The organism is Nocardioides sp., from assembly GCF_041393715.1.
Classification (GTDB): domain Bacteria; phylum Actinomycetota; class Actinomycetes; order Propionibacteriales; family Nocardioidaceae; genus Nocardioides.
Genome location: NZ_JAWKJQ010000012.1, coordinates 101,032 through 115,654, shown reverse-complemented (window position 1 = coordinate 115,654; position 14,623 = coordinate 101,032). Strand labels below are relative to the sequence as shown.

The window sequence follows — 14,623 nt, the reverse complement described above, 5'->3', positions numbered from 1 at the left end:
ACGTGCCCGCCCTCGTCGGGGAAGTAGTGCCGCGGGCTGTGCACGATCGCCAGGTCGGGGCTCCGGTCGGGGTCGGCGAAGAAGGACAGCAGCCGCCGGGCGGCCAGCGGGTAGGCGTTGTCCGTCGACCGCTTCGGCGACGGGTCGGCCAGCTCGCGCTCATAGGGGAGGAACGCCAGCGGGTCCTCGCCGCCGATCGGGTTCTCCCCGGCCACGACCTCCGCCGGCCCGTCGAGATGGAACCGCACCCGGCCCACGCTGTTGGCGGCGAAGGGGACCCGGCCGTCCGGCCCGTCCTCCACCCAGCAGACCAGGTCGACGATGTCGGCCAGCTCCGGCCGGCACAGGGCCTCGACGAACGCCTCGCGTGACATGGCTGCACCCTAGGACACGCGCGCGGCTAGCCTGACCCCGTGCACCCCTGGAGCCCCTTCTGGCTGAGCGCCATGCTCGACCTCGAGGCCGGCTCGTTCGAGCGCGGGGTCGCGTTCTGGCGGGGCGTCACGGGATTCTCGCTCTCGCCCACTCGCGGCGCCCGGGGAGAGTTCGCCACCCTGCTGCCGCCCACGGGCGATGACTACCTGCGGGTCCAGCGGCTCGACGACGGTCCCGGCCGGGTACACCTCGACGTCAACGTCGCCGACCCGCGGGCGGCCGCGGACCGGGCCGTCGGGCTGGGTGCTGCCGAGCTTGCGGACCGGGGCTATGTCGCGATGCGCTCTCCGGGCGGCTTCGTCTTCTGCTTCGTGGCACACCCCGCGAGCGTCCGCCCGACGCCGATGACCTGGCCGGACGGTCACCACAGCATGGTCTACCAGGTCTGCCTGGACCTGCCGCGGTCGTCGTACGACGTCGAGGCGGCGTTCTGGGCCGGGGTCTTCGAGGCCAGCCCGGAGGTGCTGGCGCGGCGCCCTGAGTTCGCCTGGCTGCGCCCCGACCGTCAGCTGGCCCTCGACGTGCTTCTCCAGCGCACCGACGACGAGACCGGCCCGGTCACTGCCCACCTCGATCTCGGCACCACCGACCGCGACGCGGAGGTCGCGCGGCACCTGGCACTGGGCGCCGTCGCCGACCCGGACGAGGAGTTCTGGACCGTGCTCACCGACCCGACGGGACGCCGCTACTGCGTGACGACCCGCGACCCGGCCACCGGGCGGCTCACATGACCGCGACCCATCCGCTCTGGCGGCCGTTCGACCCGCCCGACGAGGAGGCGATCGCCGCGGTCCGACTCCCGAGCTGGCAGCCCGAGCAGATCACTGTCGTCGACCCCGACCCTGCCTGGCCCGCGGAGTTCGAGCGGGTCCGGGCAATGGTCGAGGAGGCGCTCGGCGACGACGCCCTCGACGTCGTCCACGTGGGCTCGACCTCCGTGCCGGGGCTGGCCGCCAAGGACGTCATCGACGCCGAGCTCACGGTGGCCGACTCGGCCGACGAGGACGCCTACGTCCCGCGCCTGGAGGCCGCCGGCTTCCAGCTCCGGATCCGCGAGCCGGACTGGGAGGAGCACCGACTGCTGCGCCACCACGACCCGCGCACCAACCTGCACGTCTTCTCCGCGGGCGCGGTCGAGCCGCAGCGGACCACGGCGTTCCGCGACTGGCTGCGCGCGCATCCCGACGACCGCGACGCCTACGCCGCCCACAAGCGGCAGGTCGCGACGCAGGGGTTCACCGACGGGATGCTCTACAACAACGCCAAGGCGGCCTTCGTCTACGACCTCTACGAGAAGATCTTCGCCGCCGACCCGCGGCATCCGCACGACCCGCACCCGCGAGGGTGAGGCTCACCGCGGGGTGATCGTGCCGCTGAGCATCGGCTGCCACGGCAGGGCCGCGGCCTCGGCGATCACGCGGTCGAGTCCGTCCGCCTGCTCCTGAGGGATCGTGGTCAGCCGGCGGGTGCCGAGGTCGACGTAGCAGTTGAGCGCCTCCATCGCGGCGGACACCTCGCCGTGCGTGTGGTTGGCCAGATAGCTCATCAGGTGGATCATCCGGCCGGTCCGGCCGAGCAGCCGCACACCGACGGACACCTCGTCGCCGACCGCCACCTCGCGGCGGTAGGTCAGGTGCTGCTCCAAGGCGAAGACGCCGCCGATGCCGCGCTGCGCCAGGTCCGACCCCAGCCCGACCTGCTCGAAGACCACCCACTCGGCGTCGTCGAGGATGCCGAGGTAGTGCCGGACGTTGAGGTGGCCGTTCTCGTCGCCGTACTCCGGCGGCACCACCATCCGGTCCCCGCAGGGCAGCGCGCCCACCTCGTCGTACGTCGGCCACCGTCCCATGCCCGTGATGGTAGGGGGCGCCTAGGGTGAGCCTCATGGGCGAACCCACGACGCAGAAGCAGGACCCGCCGCTGGCCGCCGACGAGGTGACCACGCTGCGATCGTTCCTCGACTACTACCGCGCCACGCTCCGCCGGCAGGCCGAGGGACTCACCGCCGAGCAGCTGGCCGCGACGCTCCCGCCCACCACGATGACGCTCGGCGGGATGCTCAAGCACCTCGCGGTCGTCGAGGAGGGCTGGCTGGTCGAGACGTTCGGGGGCGAGGAGCTCGGCGAGCCCTGGGCGTCGGTCGACTGGGAGGCCGACCGTGACTGGGAGTGGCACACCGCGGCTGACGACGAGCCGGCGTACCTCTTCGAGCTCTACGACCGCGCCATCGCCACCGCCGACGCCCGCATCGACGAGGCGCTGCGCGGCGCCGGCCTCGACGCGCTGTCGGTGCGGCCGGGGCGCCGCACCGGCGAGCCCTTCTCGCTGCGGTGGATCCTGGTCCATCTGATCGAGGAGTACGCCCGGCACGCGGGCCACGCCGACCTGCTCCGCGAGAGCATCGACGGGCTCCTCGACCTCTGACCCGATCTCGCAGTTAGCCGCTGGGACTTCCGTGGAGTAGGCGTGTTAGCGCGTCGATGACGCGGATGAGTGCGTCTGGTCCCTGCGAGAGCGTCGCGACGGTGGCCAGAACGATCGCGAGAGCGATGGCGGCTGGGATCACCGCACGTGTCGGGGCGTGGGTCGCAACAACCATCAGGGCGATGGTCCCTGCGATGAGGTAGGTCAGGTTGGTTAGCACGCTCTCTCCTGTGCCGGGTGCTGTGGGCCAGCGGTCGGAGGAGGAGTTGAGCGGTTCGAGGGGGGTAACGTCGCGGGCTACGCGACCGCGGGTATCGCACGCAGCCGGGCGAGGACTTTGGCGAGGATCGTGATGCCGGGTGGTAGCCGGAGGGTGATCTGTCTGGCGTGGTGGATGACGCGGCCCGGGATGCAGATCAGCTCGCGGCGGAGCCTGGTGAGGTGGGCGCGGCCGTAGCCGTCACCGTCGTCGAGGCCGCCGAGCTCGTGGAGCCAGGCCGATAGGTTGACCGCGAGCAGCGCACCCCACATCCAGGCGGTGTTCACGGTCGGGTCGCCGGAGGGCAGGTGCCGCAGCGCGGCGCCGTGCTTGGCGTCGCGGATCCGGTCCTCGATGTCGGTGCGGTGTCGGTACCAAGACTCGACGGCCGCGGCCTTGGCCGGGGTGGTGATGTCGAGGTTGGTCACGATGAACGAGTAGGCCCACACCTGCTCGACGTCGCCTTCCAGGGCCAACGCCAACTGTTCGGCGGGGATGGTCTTGCGGCGCCGTGCCCTGGGGTCGGCCGAGATGGCCACCGCGTCGTGGCGGACCCGGCGGATCAGGCAGCGGGTGCCCGCGGGCCAGCCGCCAGGGGCGTAGTCGGCGACCGCGACCTGAGCGCCCTTCATCCCCACTGTGTCGTTCCAGGCCTCTTCGGGTACCGCCGCGGCGGCACGCCAGGTCGCGGGGTTGCGGTTCGCGCCGATCGCGAAGTCGCAGCCGGCCTCGACTACTGCTTGGGCGAGGTCCTTGGTGAAGTAGCCGATGTCGCCACGGACCCTGACCCGTCCGTGACCCGGCGCGGCGGCGCCCAGTCCGGCCAGGGCCCGCCCGAGCAGGTCGACGACCCCCGCGCGAGGGTCGGTGTCCCCGGGCAGCAGGTCGGCGGCCAGCACGATCCCGGCTTCGGCCCAGGTCGCCAGATGTGGGCGCCCGGATCGTTGGCCCTTGTAGTTGTAGGCGATCCCCTGCTTCCTCGATCCGTAGACCTCGACTTCGGTGGCATCGATGTCCACCGTGGGCGAGGCCAGCAACGCGGCCTGCCGCTGCTCATCGAGGTGCCCAAGAACCCGGCTGCCGATCTGCCCGATAGCTGCTTCGACTGCGTGCCACGCCGTGGGGTCGAATCGCTTGGCCAGCGTGGCCGCGGTGGTCGAGGGTGCTGTCGACACCGGCGACAGCAGCGCACCGGCCGTGTCAGCGCGACGGCGATCCAAGCCGACGAGGTACTCCGCGCCGGCCATCTGCGCCGAGGCGAGCCCGACCAAGAACTCACCCGCGGACAACCCACGAGCCCGCTGTTTGATCGGACCAACCGTCGTGTCGAGGGCGGCCACAATCCCGAGCCGGTCGACCAGCTCGGTCACCGCGAGCATTCCCGCAGCCCCGGTCAACGTGGGGTCCGACTCACCGATCCGGACCTGCTGACGACTCCGACGCCCACCACGTAATCTCGTCACCCGACAGGTGCCTTTCACTCGACGCGATCAACGGCCTCAACAACCACGATCTTGCCGATCTGAAAGGCATCTGTTGCGTTCACACCCCGAAGGACTCAGGGCTTACCTGCGGATCCGGGTCAGAGCACGTCGGGATCGAGCTCACGGCACAGCGGCTCGCGCCGCGCGACCACCGCCAGCCACGGCTCGACCTTCGGCAGCTCGTAGGTCAGGAAGTAGCGCATCGCCGCACCTGCGCCGGCGGCCTCGGGGTGCTCGCTCGCGGCGGCGGCGACCGCCACGTCGAGCCAGATCCACGCGAGAACGACGTGGCCGAAGGCCTGGAGATAGGGCGTCGCGTTGGCCAGGGCCTCCTCCGGGTCGCCGGTCGCCCAGGCGGCGGCGGCCGTGTCGACGGCTCGCGCCCAGGCGGCTTCGACCTGTGCCGCCTCGTCGGTGAGCCCGGCGCCGCGGGCCCGGTCCACCGTGGTGGTCAGCCGGCGGCCGAGTGCCCGCAGGCCGGCCCCGTCGTCCTGGATGACTTTGCGGCCGAGCAGGTCCAGGGCCTGGATGCCGTGGGTGCCTGCGTGGATCATGTTCAGCCGGTTGTCGCGCCAGTACTGCTCCACGGGGAAGTCCCGGGTGTAGCCCGCACCGCCGAGCACCTGGATCGCGAGGCTGTTGGCCTCCAGGCACCACTCGCTGGGCCAGCTCTTCACCACCGGCGTCAGGATCTCCAGCAACGCGCCGGTGTCCGCGGCGTCGGCGGCGTCGCCGGCCGCGCGGGTCGCCTGCTCGTCGAGCAGACGGGCGGCGAAGAGACCGAGCGCGATGCCGCCCTCGGCATAGGCCTTCTGCGCCAGCAGCATCCGCTTCACGTCGGCATGCTCGACCAGCGGCACCATCGGGGTGGTGGCGTCCTTGCCGGTGCGCGTCAGGTGCCGGCCCTGCCGCCGGTCCCGGGCGTAGGCCAGCGACGCCTCGAAGCCGGCGTACCCGAGCGCGGCGGCGCCGAGCCCGACCGCGATCCGTGCGGCGTTCATCATGTGGAACATCTGCCGAAGACCGTCACCGGGTCGACCGACCAGGTAGCCGATGGCGCCTCGGGCTCCGCCCGGCTCCCAGCTGCCGTCGCCGAACGCCAGCGCGGCGTTGGGGATGCCGCGGTAGCCGAGCTTGTGGTTGAGGCTCACCAGCGACACGTCGTTGCGCTCGCGCAGGGTGCCGTCGGGATCGACCAGCATCTTGGGCACCACGAAGAGCGAGATGCCGCGGGTGCTCGGGTCGATCGTGCCGTCCGGTCCGGCGGTCTTCGCCAGCACCAGGTGGATGATGTTCTCGGTGAGCTCGTGGTCGCCGCCGCTGATCCACATCTTCTGACCGGTGACCCGGTAGCGCGGGCCGAGCGGGTCGTCCTCGAAGTCGTCCCCGTCGGGGACCGCGGAGGTGGTGATGTCGGACAGCGACGAGCCGGCCTGCGACTCCGACAGGCACATCGTGCCGGCCCACTCGCCGCTCAGCTCGCGGGTGGCGAAGACCTCCTGCTGGGCCGGGGTGCCGTGGGCCAGGAGCAGCGCGGCGTTGGCCTCGGTGAGCAGGCCCGCATTGATGCTGATCGACGCGGCCGCCAGCACCACCTGGGTGGCGAAGCCGGCTGCGTGGGGGAGCTGCATGCCGCCGTGCTCGACGTCCTGGGTGGCGAGCAGGAACCCGAACTCGGCGGTGGCCCGCCAGGCGTCCGCGGTCTCCCGGGGCAGCACCACCCGACCGTCCTCGACCCGGGGCTCCTGGTCGTCGACGACGCGGTTGGCCGGCTGGTAGTACGTCGCCGCGATGTCCGCGGTGGCGCGCAGCAGCTGGTCGATGCTCTCCCGGTCGTGGTCGGCGTATCGGGGCCGGTCGAGGAGGTCGGCCAGCCCCAGCCACTCGAAGAGGAGGAAGTCGAGCGTGGGCAGCAGCTTGTCCTGTTGGCTGGTCATCCGGGCTCCCGTCGGCGATTCCTCGTGCGGACCAGGAAGAACCTAGCCAGTCGTGCCTCCTAGTCCGCCGGACGGTGGGCCAGCTCGCCGCTGGCGTAGCGAGCGGCCATCTCGGCGAGGGGACGGGGCGACAGCCGAGGGGCCATGCCTGCCGAGCCGAACTGCTCGTAGCGGCTGCGGCACAGGGTGGTCAGCGCCTCCATCGCGGGAGCCATCCACTTGCGCGGGTCGAACTCCTTGCGGTCGGTCTGGGCAAGTCGGCGCATCGCGCCCGTCATGGCCAGTCGCGTGTCGGTGTCGATGTTGACCTTGCGGACGCCATGGCGGATGCCCTCCTGGATCTCCTCCACGGGGACGCCGTAGGTCTGCGGCAGGTCGCCGCCGTACTGGTTGAACACGTCCTGCAGCTCCTGCGGCACCGAGGACGACCCGTGCATGACGAGGTGGAGATCCGGCAGGCGCTGGTTGATTTGCTTGACGACGTCCATGTCCAGCACCGAGGAGTCCGGCCGCTCGCTGAACTTGTAGGCGCCGTGCGAGGTGCCCATCGCGATCGCCAGCGCGTCGACCTGGGTCCGCTCCACGAAGTCGACCGCCTGGTCGGGGTCGGTGAGCAGCTGGGAGCGATCCAGGGTCCCGGTCGCGCCGTGCCCGTCCTCCTGCTCGCCGCGGCCGGTGTCGAGGCGTCCCAGCACGCCGAGCTCGCCCTCGACCGAGACGCCGCGCGCGTGGGCGTACTCGACGACCTGGAGGGTCACGGCGAGGTTCTCGTCGTAGGTGGTCGGGGTGGTGGCGTCCTCACGGAGCGAGCCGTCCATCATCACGCTCGTGTAGTCCTGGTCGATGGCGGAGCGACAGGTGTCGAAGGAGTTGCCGTGGTCCTGGTGCACGCAGAGGGGGACGTCGGGGAACATCTCCTCGGCCGCACCCATGAGCGCCCGCACCATGGCGTCTCCCGCATAGCTGCGTGCGCCGCGGCTCACCTGCAGGATGGCGGGGCTCTCGACCGCCCGTGCCGCCCGGAGGATCGCGATGATCTGCTCCATGTTGTTGACGTTGAAGGCTGGGAGGCCGTAGCCGTGCTCGCCCGCATGGTCGAGCAGCTCTCGAAGGGTGATGCGGGTCATGACGACGCGATGTCCTCTCGTTGGGATGCCTGGTGCCGACGGACCTGCCGTGCCCGGTCGGCGATCGCGGCAGCGGTGAGACCGAAGTGCTCGTAGACGGCCGGCGCGGGGCCGGACGCCCCGAAGCCGGCCATCCCGACGAACCCGTCCTCGGGGCGGAGCAGGAGCTCCCAGCCCTGCCGCACCGCGGCCTCGACGCCCACCCGGGGCGCCTGACCGAGCACGTCCGCGCGAGAGGCCGGGTCCTGGTCGGCGAAGACCTCGAAGCAGGGCGCGGAGACGACCGCGGCCGCGATGCCCTCGCTCTCCAGGAGGGTGGCCGCCTCGAGGGCCAGGGACACCTCCGACCCGGTGGCGACCAACGTGACGTCCCGGTCGGCCGCCGGCTCACGCACGACGTAGGCGCCGCGCGCGACCTCGGGCCGCTCCCTGTCATGGGGGAGCGCGGGGAGCGCCTGACGGCTGAGCACGAGCGCCGTCGGACCGGGTCGGCTCAGCGCCAGTGCCCACGCCTCGGCGGTCTCCGCGGCGTCAGCGGGACGTACGACGGCCAGCCCGGGCATGGCCCTCAGGGAGGCGAGGTGCTCGACCGGCTGATGGGTCGGCCCGTCCTCGCCGAGCCCGATCGAGTCATGGGTCAGCACGTAGACCACGCGCTGGCCCATCAGGGCCGACAGCCGGATGGAGGGGCGCGCGTAGTCGCTGAAGACCAGGAACGTGCCGCCGTAGGGGATCAGGCCCCGGTGGAGCGCGAGCCCGTTCATCACCGCCCCCATGGCGTGCTCACGGATCCCGTAGTTGACGTAGTCGCCGCCGAAGTCGCCGGCCTCCACGGCCCGCTGGGTCGACGTCCTGGTGCCGTTGGAGCCGGTGAGGTCGGCGGAGCCGCCCACCAGTCCCGGCTGCGCGGGGACCAGCCGCTCGAGCACCTTCTGGGAGGCCTGGCGGCTCGCGAGCTCCACCTCGCCCTCGATGAACGCGGCCCGGACCTCGGCCAGCGCCTCGTGGGCGGCGTCCAGGAGATCGCCCCGGCTCGCCTGCTCGAAGTCGGCGCGCTGCGCGGAGGCCTCGAGGCGCGTCCGCCAGGCCGCGTGGGTGGCACGACCGCGGTCGGCCGTCCGGCGCCACGAGCCACGCACGTCGTCGGGCACGACGAAGGCCGGGTGCGGCCAGCCCAGCGCCTGCTTGGCGCCGGCGAGCTCCTCGGCGCCCAAGGGGCTGCCGTGGACGCCGCTGGTGCCGGCCTTGGTGGGCGCGCCGAAGCCGATCGTCGTCCGGCAGGCGATGAAGGTCGGCCTGTCGTGCGACCGCGCCTGCTCGAGAGCGCGGGACACGGCCTCCTGGTCGTGGCCGTCGACGGCGAGGGTCGCCCAGCCGCTCGCCCGGAAGCGAGCGGCGTGGTCGATGCTGGTCGACAGGCTGGTCGAGCCGTCGATGGAGATGCCGTTGTCGTCGAAGAGGACGACGAGCCGGTCGAGCCGCAGGTGGCCGGCCAGGTCCACCGCCTCGTGGCTGAGACCCTCCATCAGGCAGCCGTCGCCGGCCAGCACGTAGGTGCGATGGTCCACCAGGTCGTCGCCGTAGCGTGCCTGGAGCATCCGCTCGGCGAGCGCCATCCCGACGGCGGTGGCGAGCCCTTGGCCCAGGGGGCCGGTCGTGGTCTCCACGCCCGGGCAGTGGCCGTGCTCGGGGTGGCCGGCCGTGGGCGAGTCGAGCTGCCGGAAGGCCATCAGGTCGTCGAGGGTGAGGGCGTAGCCGGTCAGGTGCAGGACCGAGTAGAGCAGCATCGACCCGTGCCCGGCGGACAGCACGAACCGGTCGCGGTCGGGCCAGTCGGGGTCGTCCGGGTCGAAGACGAGATGGTCGCGCACCAGCGCGGTCATCACGTCGGCCATGCCCATCGGGAGGCCCGGATGGCCGGAGTTGGCGCGCTCCACGGCGTCCATGCTCAGCGCCCTCAGCGCGTTGGCCATGACGCGGCCGTCGGTGAGGGTGGTGGCGGTCTCGTCGGTCATGGGCGAGGTGGACACTCACTGGCTCCTCTGCGCGTTGCCGACCATCCGCTTGATCATCGGCGTGAGGATCAGCTGCATGGCCAGGTCGAGCTTGCCGCCCGGGATGACGATGGAGTTGGCCCGGCTCATGAAGCTGTCGTGCAGCATCGAGATCAGGTAGGGGAAGTCGATCCCACGCGGGTCGCGGAACCGGATCACGACCATCGACTCGTCGGCCGTGGGGATCGCCCGGGCGATGAAGGGGTTGGAGGTGTCGACGATCGGGACCCGCTGGAAGTTGACGTCGGTGCGGGAGAACTGCGGCGTGATGGTCCCCATGTAGTCGGGCATCCGGCGCAGGATCGTGTCGCTGATCGCCTCCGTGGTGTGGCCACGGTGCGACTTGTCGCGGTGCATCTTCTGGATCCACTCGAGGTTGATGACCGGGACGACGCCGAACTTGAGGTCGCCGTACTGCGCCAGGTCGACCGTGTCGGTCACCGCGGCCCCGTGCAGACCCTCGTAGAACAGCAGGTCGACGTCCTCCGGCAGCGGCTCCCAGTCGGTGAAGGTCCCGGGTGGGCTGCCGTAGCGCTCGGCCTCCTGGTCGTCGTGGACGTAGTGGCGGGTCCGACCGCGGCCCGTCTCGGAGAACTCGCGGAACACCTCGCCGAGCTCGTCGAGGATGTTGGCCTCGGGGCTGAAATGGCTGAAGTGGTGGTTGCCGCGGGACTCTGCCTCGGCGAGCGCCTCCCGCATCGACACCCGGTCGTAGCGATGGAAGGCGTCGCCCTCGATGGTCGCGGCCTTGATGCCCTCGCGTCGGAAGATCTGGTCGAAGGTGTTCTTCACCGTCGAGGTCCCGGCGCCCGACGACCCCGTGACGACGATGATCGGGTGCTTCACCGACATGGTGGTCTCCTGAGCTGTGGTGGCGGATCGCTTCGTTCGGACGTGGGCACGGCTAGTCGCGGAACAGCCCGCGGGTCCCGAACAGCGGTGAGGTGTCGTGCGGCCGGGTCTCCGACAGGTAGCGGCGTACCCGGTCGACCTTGGACGCCGAGCCGAACACCAGGGCGGTGCGCTGGTGGTGGTCGGTGGGCACCAGGTCGAGGATCGCCTCGAGTCCGTCGGTCGCGGCGCCTCCGGCGGCCTCGAAGATCATCGCGATCGGGTTGGCCTCGTAGACGAGCCGGAGGCGGCCGCGCTCGTAGCCCGGGCGGACGTCGGCGGGGTAGAGGTAGATGCCGCCGCGCAGGAGGATGCGGTAGGCCTCGGCGACGAGCGCGCCGATCCATCGCATGTTGAAGTCCTGCTCGCGGGGACCGCTCGCCCCCTCGACCATGTCGGCGATGTAGGAGCGGATGCCCTGCGCCCAGTGCCGGCTGTTGGACGCGTTGATCGCGTACTCCTGGGAGTCCTGCGGCGCGCGCAGCCCGGCGCTCAGCAGGCGGTACTCCTGGCTGTCCGGGTCGAGCGCGTAGGCGTCGACGCGCTCCCCGAGGGTGAGCACGAGGATCGTGCTCGCGCTGTAGACCGTGAACCCGGCGGCGAGCTGGGCGCGACCGGTCTGCAACAGCGCCGCGGCCGGGTCGGCCGCATGCTCGCCGACCGGCAGGACCGAGAAGATGCTGCCGATGGGCGCGTTGATGTCGATATTGCCCGAGCCGTCGATCGGGTCGGTGGTGAGCACGAGGCCGGCGCCGGGCTCGATCGTGATCGGCGCCTCGCTCTCCTCCGACGCCACGGCCGCGACGAGGCCTCCCCGCAGGGAGTCGAGCAGGATCCGTTCGGCGGCCAGGTCCAGCGGCTTCGCCTGGTCGCCGCCGCCCCGGGCTTCGGGGTCGACGTCGGGCAGCGCGTCGGCGTTGAGGGGGGCGCCCGCCACCAGCGCGGCGAGGCGGACGGTCGCCCCGGCGACGCGCTCGACGGTGTCCGCCACCGACTGCCGGTCGGCGTCGGCGCCCGCCCACGAGCTCAGGATCTCGCGCAGGGGAGTGCCTGCCGGCGGCGCCGCGCTGACGCCGCTCGGCTCGGTGGCCGGCGTACGCGGCAGGCTCTCGCTCCTCATGCACAGCGAGTGTGCCGGGCGCGGCGAGAAAATCATAGCTAAATCTGCTTACCTCAGACCAAACAAAATGTATGGTGGGCGCCATGGTCGACCTCACCCTGCGACAGCTCCGGTTCCTGGCGGAGACGGCGCGGACCGGCACCCTGGCTCGCGCCGCGGACAGCCTGCACCTGACCGGGCCGGCGATCGCCCAGCAGCTCAAGGCCCTGGAGCGCGGGGTGGGCATGACGCTGCTCGAACGGGGTCCCCGAGGACAGGAGCTCACCGAGGCCGGCCGCATCCTGACCCGGGCCTGGGAGTGCATCGCCGCCGAGCTCGAGGCGGCGGAGGAGGAGCTCGACGAGCTGCGGCACGCGCGGGCCGGGACGGTGCACGTGGGGGTGGTGAGCACGGCCAAGTACTTCGCCCCCCAGGTGATCGCGGCGTTCCTGCGCGACCACCCCGAGGTGCGCGTCCAGCTCAGCATCGGCAACCGCGGCGAGGTGCTCGAGCTGGTGGAGGGCTTCCACGTCGACCTGGCCGTCATGGGCCGGCCACCGGAGCGGGTGGACGTCGAGAAGGCCGAGTTCGGTGACCATCCCTATGTCGTCATCGCGCCGCCCGACCACCCGTCGGCCGGACGTCCCGGGATCTCCCGCAAGGAGCTGGCCGCGGAGCCGTTCCTGGCCCGGGAGCCCGGGTCGGGCACACGCCAGCTCCTCCACGAGATCTTCGACGGTCTGGAGGGGGCGCCCCGCGTCGAGATGGTGATCGCGTCGAACGAGACCATCAAGCAGGCGGTGATGGCGGGGCTGGGGCTGGCCCTGATCTCGGCCCACACGGTGGCGGCGGAGGTCCACGACGGTCGCCTGGTCGTTCTCGACGTCAAGGGTCTACCCGTACGCCGGCACTGGATGCTGGTGCGGATGGCCCGACGGGCCGTGTCACCGGCGACCCGCGCCATGTGGGACTTCGTGCTCTCCGAGGCCGGCCGGCTGCTGCCCGACCTGACGGCGGGCACCGCGGAGGGCCCCGCGTAGGCTCTGCCACGATCGATTCAGGGAGTCCTCGGCGTGGCGGATCGACCAGTGGGGACGCGGGTGCGTTTGATCAGTGAACGCTGATCAGTAGGGCGGGAACTCACAATGGACGGGGTCTGCGGTTGGTGTGCATAGTCAGCACCATGCTTGAAACCCGCGGGGTCACGTCGACGTCGCGGGCGAGGTGAGGGGCTTCATGGAGAAGCTGGTGCTGGCGCTGCCCGTGCTCCCCCTCCTGTCGGCGTTGCTGATGGTTGTTCTGGGGCCCACCCGCGGCCGAGGCGTGGTGCGCATCTCGACCGGTGCCGGCGTCGCGACGCTGCTGCTCGCCGGAGTGCTGCTGTGGCTCAAGCTCGGGGGCGCGCCGTCGAGCACGCAGGAGATCGGCCGCTGGGGGAGCCTGCTCTTCGACCCGTTGGGGCTCCTGATGGCGTTCGTCATCGCCCTGATCAGCCTGCTCGTCCGCGTCTACTCGGTGCGCTACATGGCCGATGAGTCCGGATACGTGCGCTTCTTCGTCGTCCTGGACCTGATGGTCGCCGCGCTGCTGGTGATGGTGACCGCCGGAGACCTGTTGGTGCTCCTGGTGGCCTGGCACCTCATCGGGGTCCTGCTCTACCTGCTGCTCAGCCACGACCTGCGCAGCACGTCGGCCCATCGCTACGGGCTGCGAACCTTCATCACCTACCGCTTCGGTGACCTGCCGCTGGTGCTGGCGGCGCTGCTCCTGCACCGTGCCTATGGCACCTGGTCGCTCCCCGAGATCTTCCGGCTCGTCCAGGAACGGCCCGACATCGAGACGGTCGGGGGCCTTCCGCTGGTCGAGGTCGTCGCCGCCCTGGTGGCGCTGGCGGCCTTCGCCCGGTCGGCGCAGTTCCTGCTGCACACCTGGCTGCCCTACACCATGGAGGGTCCGACGCCCGTGTCGGCGTTGATGCATGCGGGGATCGTCAACGCCGGAGGCTTCCTGATCAACCGGTTCGCGCCGTTGTTCGTGCACACCGACCAGGTGCTGCACGGGGTGTTCCTGGTCGGGTTGGTGACCGCCCTGGCGGGTTCGGCGCTGATGCTGACCCGCAGCGACGTCAAGAAGTCGCTGGGCTACTCGACCATGGGCCAGATGGGCTTCATGACGATGGAGTGCGGGGTCGGGGCCTTCTCGCTGGCGATCTTCCACCTGATCGCGCACGGGCTCTTCAAGGGCACGCTGTTCCTCAACTCGGGTAGCGGGATCGGGGAGGCGCGCAGGCACGACGGGGTGCCCAAGGACGACATGTACACCTTCGTGATCGAGAAGCAGCCCCAGACCAAGCGCTATCCCTGGCTGGTGATCGCGGTCACCACGACGCTCGTGCCGCTGGCGGTGCTCGGGCTGGCGCACGCCGCGATCGCGTCCGAGGTGTTCACCCAGCAGGGCGCCGTGGTGCTGCTGTTCTTCGGCTGGGTGACCGGCGCCCGGCTCGTCGTCTCCTCCTACCGGATGCACGTGCAGAACACCTGGCGCCTCGGGATCGTGATCGTGACCTCCTTCACGCTGGTCGTGATCGGCTACACCGCGATCAGCCACTCCTTCGCGCTCTTCCTCTACCCGGACGGCATGGTCACGCAGCTCTACGACGCGGCGCATCTCGGGCTGCAGACGCTGATGGTGCTGCTCGTGGTCGTCGCCATCGTCGGGCTCGCCGGCTGGGCCAGCGCGCACTACGTCACCCGCGGAGCGGCCAGTGAGCGCAACGCCGTCTCTCGGTGGCGGGTGAGCTTCTATGCCGCGCTGTCCCGCGAGTTCTACGTCGCCGATGCCTATGCCCTGCTCACCCGCGGCCTGCTGTCGGCCTCGGCCCGCGTCAACACCTGGCTGCGGTGGGGGTGAGTC

General features: G+C 71.2%; 13 protein-coding genes. 5 read left to right on the top strand and 8 right to left on the bottom strand.

Annotation, left to right across the window (positions count from 1 at the left end; translation table 11 throughout):
- The coding region (locus R2740_RS16965) for a hypothetical protein (RefSeq protein ID WP_371303874.1) at positions 1-374 on the bottom strand (374 nt) is incomplete at its 3' end.
- 39 nt (positions 375-413) lie between these two features.
- On the opposite strand from R2740_RS16965, the gene R2740_RS16960 reads away from it, so the two are divergent.
- Positions 414-1,166 (top strand): VOC family protein, encoded by a 753-nt coding sequence (locus R2740_RS16960; RefSeq protein ID WP_371303873.1) that lies wholly within the window; start codon positions 414-416, stop codon positions 1,164-1,166.
- Positions 1,163-1,783, top strand: a complete 621-nt coding sequence (locus R2740_RS16955) for a GrpB family protein (RefSeq protein ID WP_371303872.1) — start codon at positions 1,163-1,165, stop codon at positions 1,781-1,783. The genes R2740_RS16960 and R2740_RS16955 overlap by 4 nt, the downstream gene beginning before the upstream one ends.
- A gap of 3 nt (positions 1,784-1,786) precedes the next feature.
- On the opposite strand, the gene R2740_RS16950 is transcribed toward R2740_RS16955, so the two are convergent.
- Positions 1,787-2,284, bottom strand: a complete 498-nt coding sequence (locus R2740_RS16950; protein ID WP_371303871.1) for a thioesterase family protein — start codon at positions 2,282-2,284, stop codon at positions 1,787-1,789.
- A 35-nt stretch (positions 2,285-2,319) separates the two neighbouring features.
- Between R2740_RS16950 and R2740_RS16945 the strand changes: the two genes are divergently transcribed.
- Positions 2,320-2,859, top strand: a complete 540-nt coding sequence (locus R2740_RS16945) for a DinB family protein (protein WP_371303870.1) — start codon at positions 2,320-2,322, stop codon at positions 2,857-2,859.
- Positions 2,860-3,156: 297 nt separating this feature from the next.
- On the opposite strand, the gene R2740_RS16940 is transcribed toward R2740_RS16945, so the two are convergent.
- From R2740_RS16940 to R2740_RS16915, 6 genes are all read right to left on the bottom strand, one after another.
- The gene (locus R2740_RS16940) at positions 3,157-4,581 is read right to left on the bottom strand and encodes an IS1380 family transposase (protein WP_371303869.1); all 1,425 of its coding nucleotides are present in this window, start codon (positions 4,579-4,581) and stop codon (positions 3,157-3,159) included.
- Between the two features lie 119 nt (positions 4,582-4,700).
- Positions 4,701-6,539 carry an acyl-CoA dehydrogenase gene (locus R2740_RS16935; protein WP_371303868.1) on the bottom strand — a complete coding sequence of 613 codons (1,839 nt, stop codon included), beginning with the start codon at positions 6,537-6,539 and terminating at the stop codon, positions 4,701-4,703.
- A gap of 59 nt (positions 6,540-6,598) precedes the next feature.
- Positions 6,599-7,666: a class II fructose-bisphosphate aldolase gene (fba, locus tag R2740_RS16930; protein WP_371303867.1), complete on the bottom strand. Its 1,068-nt coding sequence runs from the start codon at positions 7,664-7,666 to the stop codon at positions 6,599-6,601.
- Positions 7,663-9,696, bottom strand: coding sequence for a transketolase (tkt, locus tag R2740_RS16925; protein WP_371303866.1), 2,034 nt, complete (start codon positions 9,694-9,696; stop codon positions 7,663-7,665). The genes fba and tkt overlap by 4 nt, the downstream gene beginning before the upstream one ends.
- Positions 9,697-10,572 carry a phosphoribulokinase gene (locus R2740_RS16920; RefSeq protein WP_371303865.1) on the bottom strand — a complete coding sequence of 292 codons (876 nt, stop codon included), beginning with the start codon at positions 10,570-10,572 and terminating at the stop codon, positions 9,697-9,699.
- Positions 10,573-10,624: 52 nt separating this feature from the next.
- Entirely contained in the window at positions 10,625-11,731 is a 1,107-nt protein-coding gene (locus tag R2740_RS16915) for a class 1 fructose-bisphosphatase (RefSeq protein WP_371303864.1), read from the bottom strand.
- A gap of 83 nt (positions 11,732-11,814) precedes the next feature.
- Here R2740_RS16915 and R2740_RS16910 point away from each other — a divergent pair, with 83 nt between their 5' ends.
- Entirely contained in the window at positions 11,815-12,750 is a 936-nt protein-coding gene (locus tag R2740_RS16910; protein WP_371303863.1) for a LysR family transcriptional regulator, read from the top strand.
- A 196-nt stretch (positions 12,751-12,946) separates the two neighbouring features.
- Positions 12,947-14,620: a proton-conducting transporter membrane subunit gene (locus R2740_RS16905; RefSeq protein ID WP_371303862.1), complete on the top strand. Its 1,674-nt coding sequence runs from the start codon at positions 12,947-12,949 to the stop codon at positions 14,618-14,620.
- Positions 14,621-14,623 lie beyond the last annotated feature (3 nt).

Bases quoted from the DNA above. Each gene is read 5' to 3' on its own strand.
- fba (WP_371303867.1), bottom strand. From the start codon at position 7,666: ATGACCCGCATCACCCTTCGAGAGCTGCTCGACCATGCGGGCGAGCAC.
- R2740_RS16935 (WP_371303868.1), bottom strand. From the start codon at position 6,539: ATGACCAGCCAACAGGACAAGCTGCTGCCCACGCTCGACTTCCTCCTC.
- R2740_RS16915 (WP_371303864.1), bottom strand. From the start codon at position 11,731: ATGAGGAGCGAGAGCCTGCCGCGTACGCCGGCCACCGAGCCGAGCGGC.
- R2740_RS16955 (WP_371303872.1), top strand. From the start codon at position 1,163: ATGACCGCGACCCATCCGCTCTGGCGGCCGTTCGACCCGCCCGACGAG.
- R2740_RS16945 (WP_371303870.1), top strand. From the start codon at position 2,320: ATGGGCGAACCCACGACGCAGAAGCAGGACCCGCCGCTGGCCGCCGAC.
- R2740_RS16910 (WP_371303863.1), top strand. From the start codon at position 11,815: ATGGTCGACCTCACCCTGCGACAGCTCCGGTTCCTGGCGGAGACGGCG.
- R2740_RS16950 (WP_371303871.1), bottom strand. From the start codon at position 2,284: ATGGGACGGTGGCCGACGTACGACGAGGTGGGCGCGCTGCCCTGCGGG.
- R2740_RS16905 (WP_371303862.1), top strand. From the start codon at position 12,947: ATGGAGAAGCTGGTGCTGGCGCTGCCCGTGCTCCCCCTCCTGTCGGCG.
- R2740_RS16920 (WP_371303865.1), bottom strand. From the start codon at position 10,572: ATGTCGGTGAAGCACCCGATCATCGTCGTCACGGGGTCGTCGGGCGCC.